Genomic DNA, 19,126 nt, shown 5'->3' with positions numbered 1-19,126 from the left:
CTCGGGACGGGGCGCCCTGTGGGCGAAGCCAGCCGAAGGAGGGGGGATGAGCGGAGATAAAAGGAATGATCCGCGGGCGGAGGGCGGTCGAAGCGAAGCCCCCTTCCGAGGCGGCGAAGCACATGATGCGCCCCCCGCGAGCCAGGGTCCCCGGTTCACGGCGCGGGGCGGAAAAAATCCGCCCTGCCGCGGAGGCAGGGCGGAATCGGAAGCGGGCAGGACCGGGTCGTCCCTACGAGAGGATATCCAGGTCGCTGAAGAAGTAGCGGATCTCCGTCGCCGCGGTCTCCGGCGCATCCGAGCCGTGGACGATGTTCTGCTCCACGTGCGATGCGAAGTCCGCCCGGATCGTCCCCGGGTCGGCCTTCTTCGGGTCGGTGGCCCCCATGAGGGCGCGGTTCCGTGCGATGACGTCCACCCCCTCGAGCACCATCGCCACGATGGGCCCCGAGGACATGAAGTCGGTCAGGGAGGCGAAAAAGGGGCGCTCGCGGTGCACCGCGTAGAACCCTTCCGCCTCCCGCTTCGTGAGGGAGAGCATCCGCATCGCGACGATCCGGATCCCCTCCTTCTCGAACCGCCGGATCACCTCCCCCAAGACCCCCTTCCGGACGCCGTCCGGCTTGACGATCGAGAGGGTGCGCTGCGTCCTCCCGGGCTGGTGGTGCATCCTCAGTTCATCCGCGCCTTGGCCAGGTCGAAGCCGGCCTTCAGCGCCTTCCTGTTCATCTCCTCGGTCCCCTTCGGGACGCGGTGAAGCACCGCCTTCTCGATCGACTCGTAGCTCACCTGGCCGGTGATCGCCGCGATCGCCCCGATCGCGACGATGTTCGCGACGAACGACTTGCCGATCTCCTCGGCGGCGGTCCGGATGATCGGCAGCTTGATCACCTTGAAGGTCCCCTTCGGGATCTCCCGGACGAAGTCCTCGTCCACGAGGAGGGTGCCGTCGCTCTTGACGTCCTTGTAGTACTTCGTGCAGGACTCCTGCGTGAGGGAGAGCTGCAGGTCGATCGCGGTGGCCTTCGGGAAGTCGATCACCTCGTCCGAGATAATCACCTCGGACTTGGAGGCCCCGCCGCGCGCCTCGGGCCCGTAGGACTGGCTCTGGACCGCGTTCTTTTTATCGTAGATCGTCGCCGCCTCGGCGAAGATGACCCCGGCGAGGATCAACCCCTGCCCCCCGGACCCGGAGAAACGGATCTCGTACCGGCTCATGGCGCCTCAGGCCCTCCCCTCTTTCGGTTTTTTCAGCCGCTCGACCAACCCGTAGTAGGTTTCGCAATACTCCGGCGCCTCTTTCTTGAAAAGCACGCCGGTGGGGAACTTCCCGGCGGTCTTCTCGGGAGGCAGCTTCTCGAAGGCCGTGAGGGGGAGCGCCTTGTCCTTCATCCAGAGCAGCATGTCGGTGGGGCTTTTGAACTTGTTCCGCCGCCCGTGGGTCGTGGGGCAGGCGTTGATGATCTCGAGCACCGACAGCCCCTTGTGCTGGATGGCGCCCACGATCAGCTTGTCCAGCGGCGCGGCATGATAGGCGGTCCCGCGGCCGACCCAGGTCGCCCCGGCCCCCTTGGCCAGCTCGGGGATGTTGAACGAGGGGTCGATGTTCCCGTACGGCATCGTCGTGGCGAGGTGTTCCGAGGGAGTCGTCGGGGAGTGCTGCCCGCCGGTCATCCCGTAGATGAAGTTGTTGAAGACCAGGACGGTGATGTCGATGTTGCGCCGGCAGGCGTGGATGAAGTGGTTCCCCCCGATCGCCGTGGCGTCGCCGTCTCCGCTGACCACCATGACATGCTTGTCCGGCCGGGCCATCTTGAGCCCCGTGGCGAAGGGGAGGGCCCGGCCGTGGGTGGTGTGGAGCGTGTTGAAGTCCACGTATCCCGGCAGCCGGGAGGCGCATCCGATCCCGGACACCATGGCGATGTCGTCCTTGGGGATCTTCAGCGATTCGATCGCCCGCAGGAGCGACTTGAAGACGATCCCGTAGGTGCAGCCGGGGCACCAGATGTGGGGCAACTTCCCGCCCCGGATATACTGATCGTAATTGAAGGCCATCTACCGAACCTCCTTCACTTTTTCCAGGATCTGGGCGGGGGTGATCGGGTCGCCGTCCACCCGGTAGATCCCCTCCACCCGGCACCGGCCCTTCGCGCAGCGCTCCACCTCGTAGATGATCTGCCCGAGGGAGAGCTCCGGGACGACGATCGCCTTCACGCGGGAGGAGAGCGCGGCCACCTCCTCCTCGGGAAACGGCCAGATGGTCAGAGGGCGGAAGAGGCCCGCCTTGATCCCTTCCTTCCGGGCCATCTGGACCGCGGTCTTCCCCGACCGGCCGGACACCCCGTAGGCGAAGACCGCGACCTCGGCGTCCTCGGTCAGGTACTCGGCATACCGGATGATCTCCTTGCGGTTCGCCTCCACCTTCCGCATCAGGCGAAGCTCGTCGGTGTGGATCCTCGGGGAGGCGTTCACCGGAAAGCCGTCCGGCCCGTGGTTGAGCCCCGTGACGTGGTACCGGTACCCCTCGAAGAAGTTCGCCATCGGGGGAACGTCCCCCGCGCGGTCGTCGTACGGGAGGTAGTCGGCCGGGGCGCAGGTCGGCTTCGCGCGGTCCTCTACGGGAAGGACCCCCGGATCGGGGATCTCGATCCGCTCCCGCATGTGCCCGACGATCTCGTCGAAGGCGATGATGACCGGGGTGCGGTACCTCTCCGCGAGGTTGAAGGCCCGCACCGTCTCGCTGAAGACCTCCTGCACGTAGGCCGGGGTGAGGCAGATGGTCGGGTGATCCCCGTGGGTCCCCCACCGGCACTGCATGATGTCGCTCTGTCCGGGGCCGGTGGGGACGCCGGTCGAGGGTCCCCCCCGCATCACGTTCACGATGACGCAGGGCACCTCGGTCAGCGCCGCGAACCCGATGTTCTCCTGCTTGAGGGAGAACCCGGGGCCGGAGGTCGCCGTGAGCACCTTCCTGCCCGCGAGCGATCCCCCGATCACCGCCGCCATCGCCGCGATCTCGTCCTCCATCTGGATGAACGCGCCCCCCCGGAGGGGAAGGCGCCTGGCCAGGTATTCCGCCACTTCCGTGGAGGGGGTGATCGGATACCCGGCGAAGAAGGTGCACCCGGCGTAAAGCGCCCCCTCCGCGCAGGCTTCGTTTCCTTGGAGCAGCTTGATCGTACCCACCGTATGGTCTCCTTTGCGGGTTGGTTGCCGCGCTACTTCTTTTCCACGAAGATGGCGAAGTCCGGGCAGCGCAGCTCGCACGCCATGCAGATCGTGCACTTGTCGATGTCGACCACCTTCACCGTGAACATATCCATCCCGAGGACCTGCGTGGGGCAGAGCTTCACGCAGATCTCGCACCCCTTGCAGAAGCGGGGGATGATGCTGATCTTGACTTTCTCGTTCTCCGTCGCCTCGATCTTCTCCACTACCTGCTCGTTCACCATTTCGTTCGTCCCTTCCTTTAATGGACTTTCCCGCCGAGCCGCTTCGCCAGCGTGATCCCGAGATCGGAGGGCGCCTCGGAGACCGAGATCCCCGCTGCGCGGAAGGCCTCGACCTTCTCCGCGGCCGTCCCCTTCCCCCCGGAGATGATGGCGCCGGCATGCCCCATCCGCTTTCCCTTCGGGGCGGTCTGCCCCGCCACGAAGCCGACGACCGGCTTGGTCATGTTCGCCTTCACGAAGGCCGCCGCCTCCTCCTCCGCCGTGCCGCCGATCTCCCCGATCAGGATGACCGCCTCGGTTTTGGGGTCGGCCTCGAACGCCGCGAGCACGTCGATGAAGTTCGTCCCGTTCACCGGGTCGCCGCCGATCCCCACGCAGGTGGACTGCCCCATCCCGAGGGTGGTCACCTGGTGGACCGCCTCGTAGGTGAGCGTCCCGGAGCGGGAGACGATCCCGACGGTGCCGGGCTTGTGGATATAGCCGGGCATGATCCCGATCTTGCACTCCCCGGGGGTGATGATCCCCGGGCAGTTCGGCCCGATGAGGCGCGGCTTCTTCCCCTCCATGAACCGCCGGATCCTCACCATATCGAGGATCGGGATCCCTTCGGTGATGCAGACGACGACGTCGATCCCGGCGTCGACCGCCTCGGCGATCGCGTCGGCCGCGAACCCCGGAGGAACGTAGATGACCGTGGCGTTCGCCCCGGTCGCCTTGACCGCGTCGGCCACCGTGTGGAACACGGGGACCCCCTCGACCTTCGATCCGGCCTTCCCGGGGGTGACCCCCCCGACGATCCTCGTGCCGTATTCCAGCATCTGCTTGGTGTGGAAGGCCCCCACCGAGCCGGTGATCCCCTGGACGAGAAGCTTCGTGTTCTTGTCGACCCAGATGCTCATGTCGCCCCCCCCTACTTCGCCTGGCCGGCGGCGGCCACGACTTTCTGCGCCGCGTCCTTCATGTCGCCGGCCGAGATGATGTTCAGCTTCGACGCGGCGAGGATCTCCTTCCCCTTTCCCACGTTCGTCCCCTCCAGCCGCACCACCAGGGGAACCTGGAGACCGAGCGTCTTCGCCGCGGCGACCACCCCCTCCGCGATCACGTCGCACCGCATGATCCCTCCGAAGATGTTCACCAGGATCGCCTTCACCTTCGGGTCGGACAGGATGAGGCGGAAGGCGTTGGTCACCTGCTCGGCGTTCGCACCGCCTCCCACGTCGAGGAAGTTCGCCGGAGAGCCGCCCACCATCTTGATCATGTCCATCGTCGCCATGGCCAGCCCGGCTCCGTTCACCATGCAGCCGATGTTTCCGTCCAGGCTGATGTAGGTGAGGTCGAACTTGGAGGCCTCGGTCTCGGTCGGGTCCTCCTCGTCGAAGTCCCGCATCGCCTGGATCTCCTTGTGGCGGAAGAGGCCGTTGCCGTCGAAGTTCATCTTCGCGTCGAGGGCGATCACGTCGCCCTCCTCGGTCAGCACCAGCGGGTTGATCTCCGCCAGGGAGCAGTCGGTGTCCACGAAGGCGTTGTAGAGGGCGGTCATGAACCGGACCGCCTTCCCGGTCAGCTCCGGCGGGATCCCCAGCCCGAAGGCCAGCTTTCGCGCCTGGTAGGGGAGAAGGCCGACCGCCGGGTCGACATGCTCCTTGAGGATCTTCTCGGGCGTCTTCGCGGCGACCGTCTCGATCTCCATCCCCCCCTCGGTGGAGGCCATCATCACCACCCGGTTGACCGCCCGGTCGACGACCATCCCGAGGTAGAGCTCCTTCCGGATCCGCCCAGCCTGCTCGACGAGGACCCGCTTGACCTTCTTCCCCTGGGGCCCGGTCTGATGGGTCACCAGGGTCATCCCGATGATCTGCCTGGCAACCTCCCGCGCCTCGTCCGGAGTCTTCGCCAGCTTCACCCCGCCGCCCTTCCCCCGCCCCCCCGCGTGGATCTGCGCCTTCACGACGACCGCCGTCCCGAACTCCTTGGCAATCGCCTCGGCCTCGGAGGGGGTGTCGGCCACCTTGGCCCTGGGAACGGCCACCCCGTACTTGGCCAGAACGGACTTGGCCTGGTATTCGTGGATGTTCATGCCTCTTGGCTCCTCCCGGTTGGAATAGGATGCGTGCGGGGCCATCCACCGGCCCCGGAAAACAAAAAAGCGGAGGCTGCCCATCCCCGGGCCAGCACCCCGGCATCGTCTTTCCCTAAAAACCCCCCGATTCGGTCGCAACGCGAAATTATATCCCGAACGTCACGGGACGGAAAGTCCTCCTTCAGAAGCCGAGCCGGTCCACCGCCTCGCACAGGGTCCTCACCTCGTCGGCGGACCTCTTCAGCGCTGCCGTCTCCTCCGCGGAAAGATGGAACTTCACGACCTCCTCGACGCCGCCCGACCCGAGCTTCGCCGGCAGCCCGACGAAGAGCCCGTCGCACCCCTCGTACTTCCCGGTCGAGAGGACCGCGCAGGGGAGGATCATCTTCTTGTCCAGGAGGATCGACTCGCACATCTGGGCCGCGGCCGCCGAGGGGGCGTAGTAGGCGGAGCCGGTCTTCAGCAGCGCCACGATCTCCCCGCCCCCCTTCCGCGTCCGCTCGACGATCGCCTCGAGCTTCGGCTTCGGGATCAGGTCCTCCACCGGAATCCCGGCCACCGTGGTGTACCGGGTGGAAGGGACCATCGTGTCCCCGTGCCCCCCGAGGACGAAGGCGGTGATGTCGGTCACCGAGACGTCGAGCTCCATGGCGATGAACGCCCGGAAGCGGGCCGAGTCGAGGATCCCGGCCATACCCATCACCCGGTTCGCCGGAAATCCGCTCTGTTTGTGGGCCACGTAGGTCATGGCGTCGAGAGGGTTCGAGACGACGAGGATCATCGCCTCGGGGGATTTCCCGGCCGCCTTCAGGGTGACATCCTTGACGATCCCCGCGTTCACCTTCAGCAGGTCGTCCCGGCTCATCCCCGGCCTGCGGGGAAGCCCGGAAGTGATCACGATGATGTCGGACCCGGCGGTGTCCTCGTAGCCGTTCGTGCCGATCACCCTCGAGGCGAACCCGCTCACCGGCCCCGACTGCTGGATGTCCAGCGCCTTTCCCTGCGGCATCCCCTCCACGATGTCGACCAGCACGACGTCGCAGAAGCCCCTCTCCGCCAGCCGCTGGGCGGTGGTCGCCCCGACGTTCCCGGCCCCGATCACCGTGACCTTCTTTCGGCCCATCCGGTTCCTCCAAGAGCGCGCTCCGGAGGGGGTCGCCTCCCCCGGATCGCCTGCGCCTACCCGGGGGCGAACCCGGAGCTCTTCCTTCTACCCCCCCGATCCCTTCGGCCCTCCTCCGCGTTCCGCCCCATGTGCCCGAACATCCTGTTCCTGTCGTCCTTGGGCGGAACCAGGTTCCTGAACAGGAGCAAAGTCCCCTCCGTGGGCATATCGTTCGGGATGATCGGAACGGATGGGGAAAAGTTCCTCCCCCGAGCCCGGCATACAGTATACAACGGCCCTGGGGATGTCAAGGAAAAACAGGGGGATTTCGGGAATCGACCGCCGGGCGCCCCGGATTGCGGAACGGAATGCGATTTTCCTGCATCTATCGATCAGAGAACTGCATAAACCCCTGTACCCCCGGGGATCCGCTGTGGTACCGTACAGTTATACCCGCAACTGCCGTCTCACCGAATGGACGCAATCCATATCACTTCCCACAGGAGGGAGGCCTATGAACCGGATATGCAAGGCTCTACTCGTTCTGCTCCTGCCGGTGTTTCTGGCCGCAGGGTGCACCTCCGCCGCCGCGCTTAAAAACGCGAAAACCGACTTCGCCAAGGCGAAAGCGGCAGGCGCGGAGACCAAGGCGCCGTACGAATACTACCAGGCCGAGGCCTACCTGGATCTCGCCAACCACGAACGGGCGGAAGGGGACCGTGCCGGCGTCCGTGATTTCTCGGCCAAATCGCAGAAATTTTCCGCCGAGGCGCTCCAGAAGACGGGGGGAGGGGCGAAATGAGGAACCGAAACCTTCTTCTGTTGGCCGCGTTCGGCCTGTCCGTCTCCTTGGCGGCGGGATGCGGCGTGAAGCAGTTGACCAGGAGCGAGATGGACCGGGCGGATGCAATCGCGGCCAAGATCGCACAGGCCGAGAAGATGGACGCGCGGGACTGCGCACCGAAGGAACTGGCGGCCGCGTACGCGGAACTCGACCATGCCCGGCATGAGGCGGCCGAGAAGTACTTTGCGGCCGCGGACAAGGCCGCGGACGTCCTTCTGGCGAAGACCAGACCCTGCTGGGAGGCCAAGCAGCCCAAACCGGCACCGCCTGCTGCGCCGGCTCCGCCTCCTGCGCCGGCACCGCCTGCTGCGCCGGCTCCGGCCCCCGCTCCCACGACCATTCAGGAGCAGCCGGTCGGATTCGGGAACATCCACTTCGACTACGACAAGTCGTTCATCCGGGACGACGCGAAACCGATCCTGGGGAAGGTCGCCGAGTACCTGAAGAAGAACCCCGGCGCCAAGCTCCAGATCGAGGGACATTGCGACGAGCGCGGCACCTCGGAGTACAACATGGCGCTCGGCGAGCGGCGTGCGAGCGCCGCGTCGAAGTACCTGAAGAACCTCGGGATCGCCGGGAACCGGCTCTCCACGATCAGCTACGGCGAGGAGAGGCCGCACGACCCGGGGCACACCGAGGATGCCTGGGCGAAAAACCGCCGGGCGGTCTTCGTGGTGAAGTAGACCGGGACCCTTCCGGGTTCCCGGAGCCGGGGGGACGAGATGTCCCCCCGGTTTTTTTATCCCTTCTTTTCCTTTTCCGGATTCGCCAGCCGGATGTGGAGCTCCCGGAGCTGCCCGGGGTCCACCGGAGAGGGGGCGTCCGTCATCAGGCAGGTCGCCTTCTGCGTCTTGGGGAAGGCGATGACGTCGCGCAGGGAGCGGGCGCCGGAAAGGAGCATCGCGAGCCTGTCCAGCCCGAAGGCGATCCCGCCGTGGGGCGGCGCCCCGAATTCGAGGGCCTCCAGGAGGAACCCGAACTTCCGTCGGGCCTCGTCCGGCCCGATGTCCAGCAGCCGGAACATCCTCGACTGGACATCCTGGCGATGGATCCGGATGCTCCCGCCGCCGATCTCCGACCCGTTCAGCACCATGTCGTAGGCCTTCGCCCGGGCCTTCCCCGGGTCCGAGTCCAGGAGCGGCAGGTCCTCGTCCAGGGGAGCGGTGAAGGGATGGTGCATCGCTACGAACCGCTTCTCCTCCTTGTCCCAGTCGAGGAGCGGGAAGTCGATCACCCAGAGGAAGTCGTACCGGTCCCCGGCTATAAGATCCAGCTTCTCCCCGAGGTGGAGCCGCAGCCGACCCAGGGAGTCGCAGGCGGTCCGGGTTTCGTCCGCCACCATCAGGACCAGGTCGCCGTCCGAGGCCCCGCTCTTCCGCCGGATCGCCTCCACCTGCTCCGCCCCGAAATGCTTCGCCATGGGGGAGGAGAGCCCCCCCTCCGCCGCCTTCCACCAGGCCAGCCCCCGGGCTCCCCCGATCTTCGCGACCTCCTCGAAGGCGGCCAGCTCCGACCGGCTCGCCGCCGCGAGTCCGGGGACCGTGATCCCGCGGATGACCCCCCCCTTCTCGGCGACGTCCCGGAAGACGCGGAACTCCGTGTTCCGAAGCTCCGCGGTGTAGTCGGCGATCTCCATGCCGAAACGGGTGTCGGGCTTGTCCACGCCGAAGCGGTCCATCGCCTCCCGGTAGGAGATCCGGGGAAAGGGGCGGACGGCCTCGACCCCCGCCACGTCCCGGAAGATCCGGGCCATCAGCCCTTCCATCATCGAAAAGATATCTTCCCGGTCGACGAAGGACATCTCCACGTCGATCTGGGTGAACTCCGGCTGCCGGTCGGCCCGCAGGTCCTCGTCCCGGAAGCACTTGACGATCTGGGCGTAGCGGTCGTAGCCGGCGACCATCAGGATCTGCTTGAAGAGCTGGGGCGACTGCGGAAGCGCGAAGAACATCCCCGGGGAGACGCGGGAGGGAACGAGATAGTCCCTCGCCCCCTCCGGGGTGCTCTTCGTCAGGACCGGCGTTTCCACCTCGATGAATCCGTTCTCGAAGAAGTAGTCGCGGGTCGAGCGGGCGAGGAGCGACCTCCGGAGAAAGCTCTGCTGGACCTCGAGCCGCCGGAGGTCGAGGTACCGGTATTTCAGGCGGACAGCCTCCGCCACGTCGGTGTCGTCCTCCATGGAAAACGGGAGCGGCTTCGACTCGTTCAGGATCGCGAGGGAGGAGGCGGCCACCTCGATCTCCCCGGTGGGAAGCCCAGGGTTTTCCGTGCCGGGCGGGCGGCTCCGGACGAACCCCCGGACGGAGAGGACATACTCGACGCGCAGGGCATCGGCCTTGGCGTGGGCTTCCGGGAAGTCCCCCGGGTTGAACACCACCTGGACGATCCCCTCCCGGTCCCGAAGGTCTACGAAGACCAGGCCGCCGTGGTCCCTGCGGCGGTGCACCCACCCGCAGAGGACGACCTCCCCGCCGATATGCTCCGGCCGGACCTGCCCGCAGTAGATCGTCCGCTTGTGCTCCGGCAGAAACGGTTCCACCGTCATCCCTCCCTCTTCAGGCTCCCCAGACGCCGCATCGCGTCTTCACGGGACAGCTCTTCCTGCGCCCCCGCCGCCATGTCCCGGAAGACTACCCCCCCGCGGGCCTCCTCGTCCTCCCCGAAGACGACCACGAACCGCGCCCCCGCCTTCCCGGCCCGTCGGAACTGGCTCTTGACGCTCCGGCACTCGTAGTCGAGGTCCGCCGTGAGCCCCATCCCGGCCAGCGTCATCCTCCAGCGGAACGCCTGCGGGAGGAACCGGGAGCCGGAGGTGACGAGGAATACGTCCGCCGCCGGGCGGGACTCCTCCTGCTTCCCCAGAAGCATGACCAGCCGCTCGACCCCGATCGCGAACCCGATCGCGGGGATCGGCTCCTTCCCGCCCAGGATCTCCGCCAGTCCGTCGTACCGCCCCCCGGCAGCCACGGTGTTCTGGGCCCCCATCCCCGGGATGACGAATTCGAAGGTCGTCCTCCGGTAATAATCCAGGCCGCGGACCATCCGCGGGTTCCGGGAAAAGGGGATCCCCGAATCACGAAGCGCCGCCTCGACCGACCCGAAGTGCTCCCTGCAGGACCCGCAGAGCGAATCCAGCGCCGACGGCGCCTCCGCCGTGGCTTCCACGCACCGGTCCGCCTTGCAGTCCAGCACCCTCAGCGGGTTCTGCACGCGCCGTCGGCGGCAGTCGTCGCACAGCATCCCCTCGCGGGAGGCCAGATATGCGGAGAGCTCCCGGTGGTAGGCGGGACGGCAGGCGGGGTCGCCCAGGGAGTTGATCTCCAGGGAGACTCCCGCAAGCCCCACCCCCGTCAGGAAGGCGGACAGGAAGCCCAGCACCTCCGCGTCGGCGTACGGGGAGTCGGTGCCGAACAGCTCGGCCCCGAACTGGTGAAACTGCCGCAGCCTCCCCTTCTGGGGGCGCTCGTGCCGGAACATCGGCCCCAGGTAGTAGAGGCGGACGGGCCACTCGCCCAGCTCCGCCCGACCCGCCAGGATCGCCCGGACTACGGGAGCGGTCCCCTCGGGACGCAGGGTGAGCATCTCTCCGGAGCGATCGGCGAACGTGTACATCTCCTTCTCCACGATGTCGGTGCTCTCCCCCACCGACCGGGCGAAGAGATCGGTCCTCTCCAATATCGGGGTCCGGATCTCGGAGAAACCGTACCGCTCGGCATGTCCCCGGAAGGCCCCCTCGAGGGCGGTCCATCTGCGGGACGCGGGGGGAAGGAGGTCCTTCATCCCCCGGACGGAAGGAATCGTCATGGGACGTTCTGCGCGCCGGCGAGGTACACCACGTTGCGGGTGGAATCCTTTCCCCGGTACATCGCCTGGTCGGCCAGGATCAGCAGGTGCTGTTTGGTCAGCGCATGCTCGGGGAAGGCGGCGATGCCGATCGATATCGTCAGTCGGATGTCGAGCCCGAGCTCGCTTCCGAACGCCTTCTCCTCGACCATCTTCCGCATCCGCTCGGCCACGACCAGGGCCTCCTCGGCCCTCGTCTCCACGAGGAGCACCACGAACTCGTCCCCGCCGTAGCGAACCACCGTGTCCGTTTCACGGACGCACTGGTGCAGGACGTTCCCCGCCTCCACCAGGACCCTGGTGCCGACCAGGTGCCCGTGGCTGTCGTTCACGCGCTTGAAGAAATCCAGGTCCATGAAGAGGACGGAAAAGAAGTTCCGGTACCGCTCCGACCGCTTCAGCTCGCGGTCCAGCACCACGTTCAGGTAGCGGCTGTTGTAGAGCTTCGTGAGGTCGTCGATGTAGATCAGGTTGTGGGTCTGGGCACCCCGCTCCGCGTTCAGCAGGGAGAAGCGGACCTGCCGGGAGAAGAAGTTCAGGAGGGTGCTGCTCAGGACGTCGGGCCCGGGGACTCCCCGGATCGCGAGGACGGCGTACATGCTTGATCCGGGGGTGAGGTCGAACCGGATCGTGAAGAGCGTTCGGCAGTCCCCGAGGATCGAGGCGACATCCTTCCCCAGCTTCCCCAGGCTTTCGGCGGAGATCACGGAAGGCGACGACGTCGCCGCGTTCACGACCCCCGCCCCGCACTGGAGGAGGAAGACCCCCCCGGCCGAGTCCTCGGAAAGACCGGTGGAGGCCACGATGGAAAACCCCGGTCCCCTCCCTTTCTGCTCCCGGAAGAGGATCCCGAAGGTGGCTCCGAGCGATTCCTTGTAGAGCTCGATGACCGTGTACGAGAGCAGGTCCATGTCGGTCGTGGTGATGACGGGAAAACAGAAGTCGAACAGTTCGTCCAGCGACATCTTCCGGAGGAGGCCGTATCCCTGGAACAGGTACTTCTCCACCGTGGGAAGGAGCTCGCGCTCCAGGTTCTCCTCGAAGATGATCTCCGACGCCCCGCCTTTCAGGGCGCCCAGGACGGACGGCCCCCCCTTCTTCGGAAGGACGAGGACCAGGGGGGTCTTGGGGGCCAGCGCGAGCACTTCCCGGACGAACCCTTCCGCGGTCTGGCGGGGCTGGAACTTCCTGGCGACGATGACCGAGAAGTTCTCCTTCGAAAGGGCGGCCATCCCGGCGTTCCAGTCCGGCAGGACCGCGAGGTGGATGTCGGAAAGAGAGGCGGCCTTCAGCGCCTTTTCCAATTCCTCGGGATCGGGGGCAAGAATCAGGATTCGCTGTTTCGCCATTCAGGGTACCGGGTTGGGGATCCGGGAAAAGATTCTCCTTCGGGTATTGGCGACAGGCGAAGGAGCAGGCGCCAGAATCCCGCCCCCCTCTCCTGCTCGACGACAACGGTGGATCCGTTCGATCGCACGGTAACTGCTCCGTTTTCCAAGGCGAAAGAACAAAACGAGGGTACCAGATTGTCCGGTGGGGCACAATCGCTATTTTGACGGATGACGGCCACCGGAGAGGCGGAGGCGATCCAGGCGTCGGGCTTCGCCCCGGGAGACCCGTGGTGGGGGAGGAACAGGACCCGGGTTTCCCCGTTCGCGGGAGGCGCCGGCCCCCATACCGAAGGCCCCTGCTCCACGTCTCCGGGGAGCCAGACCGACAGGCCGCGGTACCGGACCTCGAGCACGAGGCTCTGTTCGTTCGCCTTCCCCCCGTTGCCCCCGGCCCCGGAAGCCCGGACCAGGACCTCCGCACCGCCGGAGCGGTGCCGCTCCCCGCTCCTGCGGCTTCGGACCATGCCGCGACGCGCGGCGACCGCCTCCCCGAATGCGGCGGGGGAAATTCCCCGGGGGATCCAGATCTCCCCGACCTCCAGTTCGCGCAGGACCGCCTCCGACCCCCCGTAGTGATCCTCGTGCGGGTGGGTCAGAACCAGGATGTCGATCCTCCGGACCCCCCGGCTCCGCAGGAAAGGTAGCAGGATCCGCTCCCCCGCCTCCCCCCGCAGCCGGCTCCCGCAGTCCACGAGCATCTGCCCGCCCCCGGGGAAGGAAACCAGGTGGGAGGCCCCCTTGCCGACGTTGAGGGCCGTCACGGTCAGGCGGGGATCGGGCAGGGCCGCGTACGGGAGATGCACCCAGGCCAGAAAAAGGACGCCCGCGGCAACCGGCGCGGGCCAGGAAAGCATCCCGAGGCGGCGGAGGGCGATCGCCCCCCACATGCCCGCCCCCACGCAGACCATCGGGGCCGCGATCCCCGAAGGGGGGATCGGGAGATACCCGCGGCCGTTTCCGGAAACCCGGAGAAGCAGCTCCAGCAGGAAGGTCAGGCCGTCCGCGAGGATCCCGGCCAGGGGACCGACCCCGTCGAGCGAGAGCAGGCCCGCCGTCGTCGCGAGAAAGGCCCCGGCCACCCCGGCCGTCCCGAGCAGCCCCGCGAACAGGAGATTCCACAGGACCGCCCCCGCGGGAAATCCGCCGAAGAGGGCGCCGGAGATCGGGAGAGTGCCCGCGAATGCGACGGTCGACACGGACAGCGCCCTGCCCAGCGACCGGATCGCCCTGCGACGGAAGGGGATCGGATCCGGGCCCGGGGCGTCGCCGCCCAGGCAGGCGACCAGGAAGAAGGCGGCCCCGTACGAGAGGAGAAACGAGGGGGAAAACAGGGACCACGGGGCGACGAAAGTCGTCCCGAGGAAGAGGGCGGTCCAGGCCGCCCCGGTGGCCCGGATGCCGAGGAGCCTCCACAGCGTCACCCCCACCGTGATCATCCCGGCCGCCCGGATTCCCGAGATCGGGGCTCCCGCCGACAGAATATAGAACCAGCATGCGGGAAGCGCCGCGTACAGGGAGATCCGGTTCAGGTCCGGGGCGCCGTGGCGTCTCCGGAGAAGCCAGAGCCCGCCGCGCACGAGCAGGGCGGTCCCCGCGAAGAAGATCCCCGCATGGAGGCCGGAGATGGCCAGCAGGTGGGAGAGGCCGGTTTTCCGGAACAGGAGGACGAGAGGGTGGCCCGGCGGGGGCGTCTCCCCGGTCGCCAGCGCCCGGAGATAGACCGCCCCGTGGGAGGAGTTCCCCGCGTGCGCGGCCAGCCACCCCCCCGTCCGCTCCCTGGCGGCGCGGAAGATCGCCGAAAGCCCTTCGCCCTTCCCCGGAAGAAAGACCGTCCGGCCGGATTCGGTGGAAAAGAGGTACTGGACCCTCAGGGCGAGGGCGTTCCACTCCCGGGGGATTTCCAGCGGGTTCCCGCGGCTGCGGATCGGGTGGATCCTCCCGGAGGCGCGGACTTCGGCCGGAAAGAGGACCGGGGATTCCGGGCTCCGGACCACCAGGAGCATCCCGTCGACCCGGATCGTCCCCGGGCGGTCCGGAAAGGAGAGGACGACGTCGCGGGCGACGCCGCGCCACCCGGAATCGGTTCCCGTGACCGACTCCACCCTCCCCCGAAGCAGGACCTCCCCTCCCAGGAAGGGAGCGATCTCCCGCGGATCGACGAACGGGAGGCGCCCCGCGGCCAGCGTTCCGCAGAGTCCGAGGAGACACGACGCGGTCGCGAGGGGGGAGCGCCGGAAGAGCGCGGAGACCAGCGACAGGAGCAGCAGGAACGCCGAGGCCGCCGGCCTGCAGTCCCAGGCGGCGAGCCCGAGAAGGAATCCCCCCAGGAAGGGAAGCGCAAGGAACAGCGGAGCGCCGAGCCCGCGGAACGGATGGTCCATGGGGAGGGCTGGTGCAACCGGCATGCCCCCCGCGCCGGCCGTCCTCCGAAACCAGGGACGGTCCTGGAGAACGCACCTTCTCCCCGCCACCCTGAGTCGTGGACCGCATTCCGCGGTGCCATCCACCTTCCCTCACTTCAGGACCGTCCCTTTCGGTTGTGCCGGAAGGACTCGCGGGCCCGCCTCCCCCGGTGGAACCGGAGCGCGAACCGGTGGGCCTCGTCACGGATCCGCATGAGCAACAGCAGAAGCGGGTCGTTTCCGGGGAGTAGCAACGGATTCTTTCTCCCCGGGAGGAAGATCCGCTCGCGGAAGACGGTCTCCCCGCCGCGCACCCGCTCCTTGGCCAGGGAGAGGACCGGAATCCTTCCGGCACCCGCAGCCTCCATCGCGGTGCGCGCCGAGGAGAGCTGCCCCTTTCCCCCGTCCACCAGGACCAGGTCCGGCATCCCGCCGAAATCCTCGTCGTGGCCGAACCTGCGCCGCACGACCTGCTCCATCATGGCGAAATCGTCCTGCCCCGGGATTCCCAGGACCGCGAACTTCCGGTACCACCGCTTCGCCGGCCTCCCTCCCAGGAAGGCGACCATGGCCCCCACCGGCTCGGCCCCCGAGATCGTCGAGATGTCGAACCCCTCGATCCGCGCGGGAGGCGCGGGAAGGCCGCAGAGCGCGGCGAGCCGTTCGGAAACCCGCTCGTAGGCAGCCTCCCGCTCCCGTTCCATCCGGTGGGACTCGAGGGCGTTCCTTTCCGCGAGCTCCACCAGCCGGGCCCGCTCCCCCTTCGCGGGAACCGCGACCCGCACCCGGTATCCGGCCCGGTCGGACAGCAGGGAGGCGAGCGGCGTCCTCCCGGGGATCGCGATCGGGAGGAGGAGTTCGCCCGGAAAGTAGGCCCCCTCGGCATAGTGCTGCAGCAGGAAGGAGACGAGCGCCTCGGCGTCCTCCCCGTCCGCCCGGAACCGGTAGCTGCGGGCGTCGGTGAGCCGTCCCTCCCGGACGTGGAGCAGCGCCGCGGTGACCTCCCTCCCCTCCCGGAACCAGCCCGCGGCATCCACCTCCCCCGGAACGGACCGGACGACCCGCTGCCGGACGAGCGTCCTCTCCACCGTGGCGATCCGGTCCCTGAGCCGCGCCGCCTCCTCGAACCGCATCTCCCCGGAGAGACGCCGCATCTCCGCGTTCCAGCTCCGCAGCAGATCCCGGTGCTTCCCCCGCAGGAAGCGGACGGCGTCGTCCACGGCCGGGAGGTACTCCTCCCGCGAGACCAGGCCGGCGCATGCGCCCGGGCAGCGTCCCATCTGGTGGTTCAGGCAGGGGCGGGTCCGGGAGGCAAACTTCCTCCGGGAGGAGGAGCAGAGCGGGAACAGCCGGAAGAGGATCCGCAGGGTCTCCCGGATCCCCCGCGCGGAGGAATAGGGGCCGAAATAGAGCGCTCCGTCCTTTTCCACCCTCCGCACCAGCTCCGGCCGGGGGAACTCCTCCTTCCGGTCGATCCGCAGGAGAAGATACTCCTTGTCGTCCCGCAGGAAGACGTTGAAGGGGGGGCGGTGCTTCTTGATCAGGGTGTTCTCGAGGAGCAGGGCCTCCTTCTCGGTGTGGGTCACGATGCACCGGAGCGAGGCGACCCGCGGGAGGAGGTGCGGGATCTGCGGCCTCCCGTCCCCCCCTGCCAAAGCGTAGGTGCGCAGGCGCGCCCGGAGATCCTTCGCCTTTCCGACGTAGAGCACCTTCCCCCTGGCGTCGGCCATGAGGTAGACGCCGGGAGCGCGGGGGAAGGTCTTCCAGCCGGCCAGCGCCCCCGTCACGGTCTACCTCGCCGCGAGCTCGACCCGCTCGAGCGCCAGCAGGCGGTCGCGGATCTCGGCCGCCCGCTCGAAGTCGAGCTGCTTCGCCGCCCGCTCCATCTCCCGGCGAAGCCGCTTCAGCTCCCGGGCAAGCTCGCGGGCCGAGCCGAACTCCCATTCCTCCCCGGCGGGGACGGTCACGTAGTCGCTCTCGCACGCCTTTCCGATCGGCTCCGCGATGTTCTTCCGCACCGTCTCGGGGGTGATCCCGGCCTCCTCGTTGAACCGGAGCTGCTTCTCCCGCCTGCGCTCCGTCTCGGCGATCGCCTCCCGCATCGATCCGGTCGTCCTGTCGGCGTAGAGGATCACTTTTCCCGACAGGTTCCTGGAGGCCCGGCCGAAGGTCTGCACCAGGGAGCGGGCCGACCGCAGGAACCCCTCCTTGTCCGCGTCCAGGATCGCCACCAGCGACACCTCGGGGATGTCGAGCCCCTCCCGCAGAAGGTTGATCCCGATCAGCGCGTCGAACTCCCCCAGCCGCAGCTCCCGGATGATCCGGACCCGCTCCATCGTGTCGATGTCGGAGTGGAGATAGCGGACCCTGAGACCCTTCCCCTCGTAGTGCTCGGTCAGATCCTCGGCCATCCGCTTGGTCAGCGTGGTGACGAGCACCCTCTCCCCCGCTTCCGCCCTCGCCCGGATCTCCACGAGCAGGTCGTCCACCTGGCGACCCGCCGGGCGGACCTCGACCGCCGGGTCCACGAGCCCCGTGGGGCGGATGATCTGCTCCACCACCGCCCCCCCGCTCTCCCGGAGCTCGTACTCGGCGGGCGTTGCGGAGACGAAGATCGTCTCCCCCACCCGGCGGACGAACTCCTCGAACCGGAAGGGGCGGTTGTCGAGGGCGGAGGGAAGGCGGAAGCCGAACTCGACCAGCGTCTCCTTCCGGGAACGGTCCCCGTTGTACATCCCGTTCAGCTGGGGCACGGTGACGTGCGATTCGTCGAGGAAGGTGAGGAAGCCGGCGGGGAAATAGTCCAGGAGCGTGTAAGGGGGCTGGCCGGGCGAGCGTCCGTCGAGGTGGCGGGAATAGTTCTCGATCCCGGAGCAGAACCCCATCTGGCGGATCATCTCCAGGTCGTAGGAGGTCCGCTGGCGGAGCCGCTCCGACTCGAGGACCTTCCCCTGCTCCGCGAGCTCCGCGAGCCTGGACGCGAGCTCCTCCTCGATCCCCAGGACCGCCCGCTCCAGGTCCTCCCCGGGGGTTACGTAGTGGCTCGCCGGGAAGACCACCGTATCCCGGACGTCGAAGAGGCGGGTCCCCCGGAGCGGGTCGACGTAGCGGACCCGCGCGATCCGGTCCTCGTCGAACTCGATCCGCAGGACCCGGTCCTCCTCGTATGCAGGGAAGAGCTCCACCGCCTCCCCCCGGACCCGGAAGGTCCCGCGGTGAAAATCGATGTCGTTGCGCTCGTACTGGATGTCGACCAGCCGTCGTATCAGCTCGTTGCGGGGGAAGGCGTCCCCTTCCGTCACGCGGACGGTGGCCCGGTGATAGAACTCGGGGGACCCGAGCCCGTAGATGCAGGAGACGGAGGCCACGACGATCACGTCGCGGCGGGTCATCACCGAACGGGTGGCGCTGTGCCGCATCTTGTCGATCTGCTCGTTGATCGAGGAGTCCTTCTCGATGAAGGTGTCGGTCTGCGGAAGGTAGGCCTCGGGCTGGTAGTAGTCGTAGTAGGAGACGAAGTACTCGACGGCGTTGTCGGGGAAGAGCTCCTTGAACTCGGAGAAGAGCTGCGCCGCGAGCGTCTTGTTCGGGGCGATGATCAGGGCGGGCCGGTCGGTCTCCGCGATGACGTTCGCCATCGTGAAGGTCTTGCCGGAGCCGGTCACCCCCAGCAGGACCTGGCGCGGGAGCCCCCGCGAGAGCCCCTCGACCAGCTCCCGGATCGCCCCCGGCTGGTCCCCCGCCGGGGCGAACGACGACTGTAGTCGGAACCTCTTTTCCAACGCGTCACCCGTCGTTCGGGCTAAGCTGCGGTGCCTCTACTAATTCCTTGGGCAGCCGTCAGCTTCAGCCCGTAGTTGGACTGCCACATCCAAAACCATGTATCGTTCGATGATGTTCGTAGGTCCTCAGTCATCCTCAGGTCAGCCCGAACTCTTATTATACGGCGACTCTCGCCGCCAGCGCCGACCGATGGACTTGTGGGCCGACCGAAAGGGACCCTTGCTCG

16 protein-coding genes are annotated in these 19,126 nt (G+C 67.6%); 2 read left to right on the top strand and 14 right to left on the bottom strand.

Annotated features, from left to right (window positions below; all coding sequences use genetic code 11):
- Positions 1-232: 232 nt before the first annotated feature.
- From A2X88_04865 to A2X88_04830, 8 genes are all read right to left on the bottom strand, one after another.
- Positions 233-670 (bottom strand): nucleoside-diphosphate kinase, encoded by a 438-nt coding sequence (locus A2X88_04865; GenBank protein ID OGP34781.1) that lies wholly within the window; start codon positions 668-670, stop codon positions 233-235.
- 2 nt (positions 671-672) lie between these two features.
- Entirely contained in the window at positions 673-1,218 is a 546-nt protein-coding gene (locus tag A2X88_04860) for a 2-oxoglutarate ferredoxin oxidoreductase subunit gamma (protein OGP34780.1), read from the bottom strand.
- A 6-nt stretch (positions 1,219-1,224) separates the two neighbouring features.
- Entirely contained in the window at positions 1,225-2,055 is an 831-nt protein-coding gene (locus A2X88_04855; protein ID OGP34779.1) for a 2-oxoacid:ferredoxin oxidoreductase subunit beta, read from the bottom strand.
- Positions 2,056-3,186 carry a 2-oxoglutarate synthase subunit alpha gene (locus tag A2X88_04850; protein OGP34778.1) on the bottom strand — a complete coding sequence of 377 codons (1,131 nt, stop codon included), beginning with the start codon at positions 3,184-3,186 and terminating at the stop codon, positions 2,056-2,058.
- 32 nt (positions 3,187-3,218) lie between these two features.
- Complete coding sequence (locus A2X88_04845; GenBank protein OGP34777.1) at positions 3,219-3,452, bottom strand: tungsten formylmethanofuran dehydrogenase; 234 nt, start codon at positions 3,450-3,452, stop codon at positions 3,219-3,221.
- Positions 3,453-3,469: 17 nt separating this feature from the next.
- Complete coding sequence (locus tag A2X88_04840; GenBank protein OGP34776.1) at positions 3,470-4,351, bottom strand: succinate--CoA ligase subunit alpha; 882 nt, start codon at positions 4,349-4,351, stop codon at positions 3,470-3,472.
- Between the two features lie 11 nt (positions 4,352-4,362).
- Complete coding sequence (locus A2X88_04835) at positions 4,363-5,529, bottom strand: succinate--CoA ligase subunit beta (GenBank protein OGP34787.1); 1,167 nt, start codon at positions 5,527-5,529, stop codon at positions 4,363-4,365.
- 184 nt (positions 5,530-5,713) lie between these two features.
- Positions 5,714-6,655 carry a malate dehydrogenase gene (locus A2X88_04830; GenBank protein OGP34775.1) on the bottom strand — a complete coding sequence of 314 codons (942 nt, stop codon included), beginning with the start codon at positions 6,653-6,655 and terminating at the stop codon, positions 5,714-5,716.
- 496 nt (positions 6,656-7,151) lie between these two features.
- Between A2X88_04830 and A2X88_04825 the strand changes: the two genes are divergently transcribed.
- Both A2X88_04825 and A2X88_04820 read left to right on the top strand, forming a co-directional pair.
- Positions 7,152-7,439 carry a hypothetical protein gene (locus tag A2X88_04825; protein OGP34774.1) on the top strand — a complete coding sequence of 96 codons (288 nt, stop codon included), beginning with the start codon at positions 7,152-7,154 and terminating at the stop codon, positions 7,437-7,439.
- Complete coding sequence (locus tag A2X88_04820; protein OGP34773.1) at positions 7,436-8,164, top strand: peptidoglycan-associated lipoprotein; 729 nt, start codon at positions 7,436-7,438, stop codon at positions 8,162-8,164. Before A2X88_04825 ends, A2X88_04820 begins: the two co-directional genes overlap by 4 nt.
- A gap of 56 nt (positions 8,165-8,220) precedes the next feature.
- On the opposite strand, the gene A2X88_04815 is transcribed toward A2X88_04820, so the two are convergent.
- From A2X88_04815 to A2X88_04790, 6 genes are all read right to left on the bottom strand, one after another.
- Positions 8,221-10,026 carry an aspartate--tRNA ligase gene (locus A2X88_04815; protein ID OGP34772.1) on the bottom strand — a complete coding sequence of 602 codons (1,806 nt, stop codon included), beginning with the start codon at positions 10,024-10,026 and terminating at the stop codon, positions 8,221-8,223.
- On the bottom strand, positions 10,023-11,285 hold the full coding sequence (locus tag A2X88_04810; protein ID OGP34771.1) for a histidine--tRNA ligase: 1,263 nt from the start codon (positions 11,283-11,285) through the stop codon (positions 10,023-10,025). The genes A2X88_04815 and A2X88_04810 overlap by 4 nt, the downstream gene beginning before the upstream one ends.
- Entirely contained in the window at positions 11,282-12,673 is a 1,392-nt protein-coding gene (locus A2X88_04805; protein ID OGP34770.1) for a hypothetical protein, read from the bottom strand. The genes A2X88_04810 and A2X88_04805 overlap by 4 nt, the downstream gene beginning before the upstream one ends.
- Positions 12,652-15,096, bottom strand: a complete 2,445-nt coding sequence (locus A2X88_04800; protein ID OGP34769.1) for a hypothetical protein — start codon at positions 15,094-15,096, stop codon at positions 12,652-12,654. The genes A2X88_04805 and A2X88_04800 overlap by 22 nt, the downstream gene beginning before the upstream one ends.
- A 137-nt stretch (positions 15,097-15,233) precedes the next feature.
- Entirely contained in the window at positions 15,234-16,904 is a 1,671-nt protein-coding gene (locus tag A2X88_04795; GenBank protein OGP34768.1) for an excinuclease ABC subunit C, read from the bottom strand.
- A 3-nt stretch (positions 16,905-16,907) separates the two neighbouring features.
- On the bottom strand, positions 16,908-18,899 hold the full coding sequence (locus A2X88_04790) for an excinuclease ABC subunit B (GenBank protein ID OGP34767.1): 1,992 nt from the start codon (positions 18,897-18,899) through the stop codon (positions 16,908-16,910).
- Positions 18,900-19,126: the final 227 nt, after the last annotated feature.

This window comes from Deltaproteobacteria bacterium GWC2_65_14, from assembly GCA_001797615.1.
Taxonomy (GTDB): domain Bacteria; phylum Desulfobacterota; class Deferrimicrobia; order Deferrimicrobiales; family Deferrimicrobiaceae; genus GWC2-65-14.
Note: the sequence above shows the minus strand (reverse complement) of the source record. Positions and strands in the feature narration are given on the sequence as shown.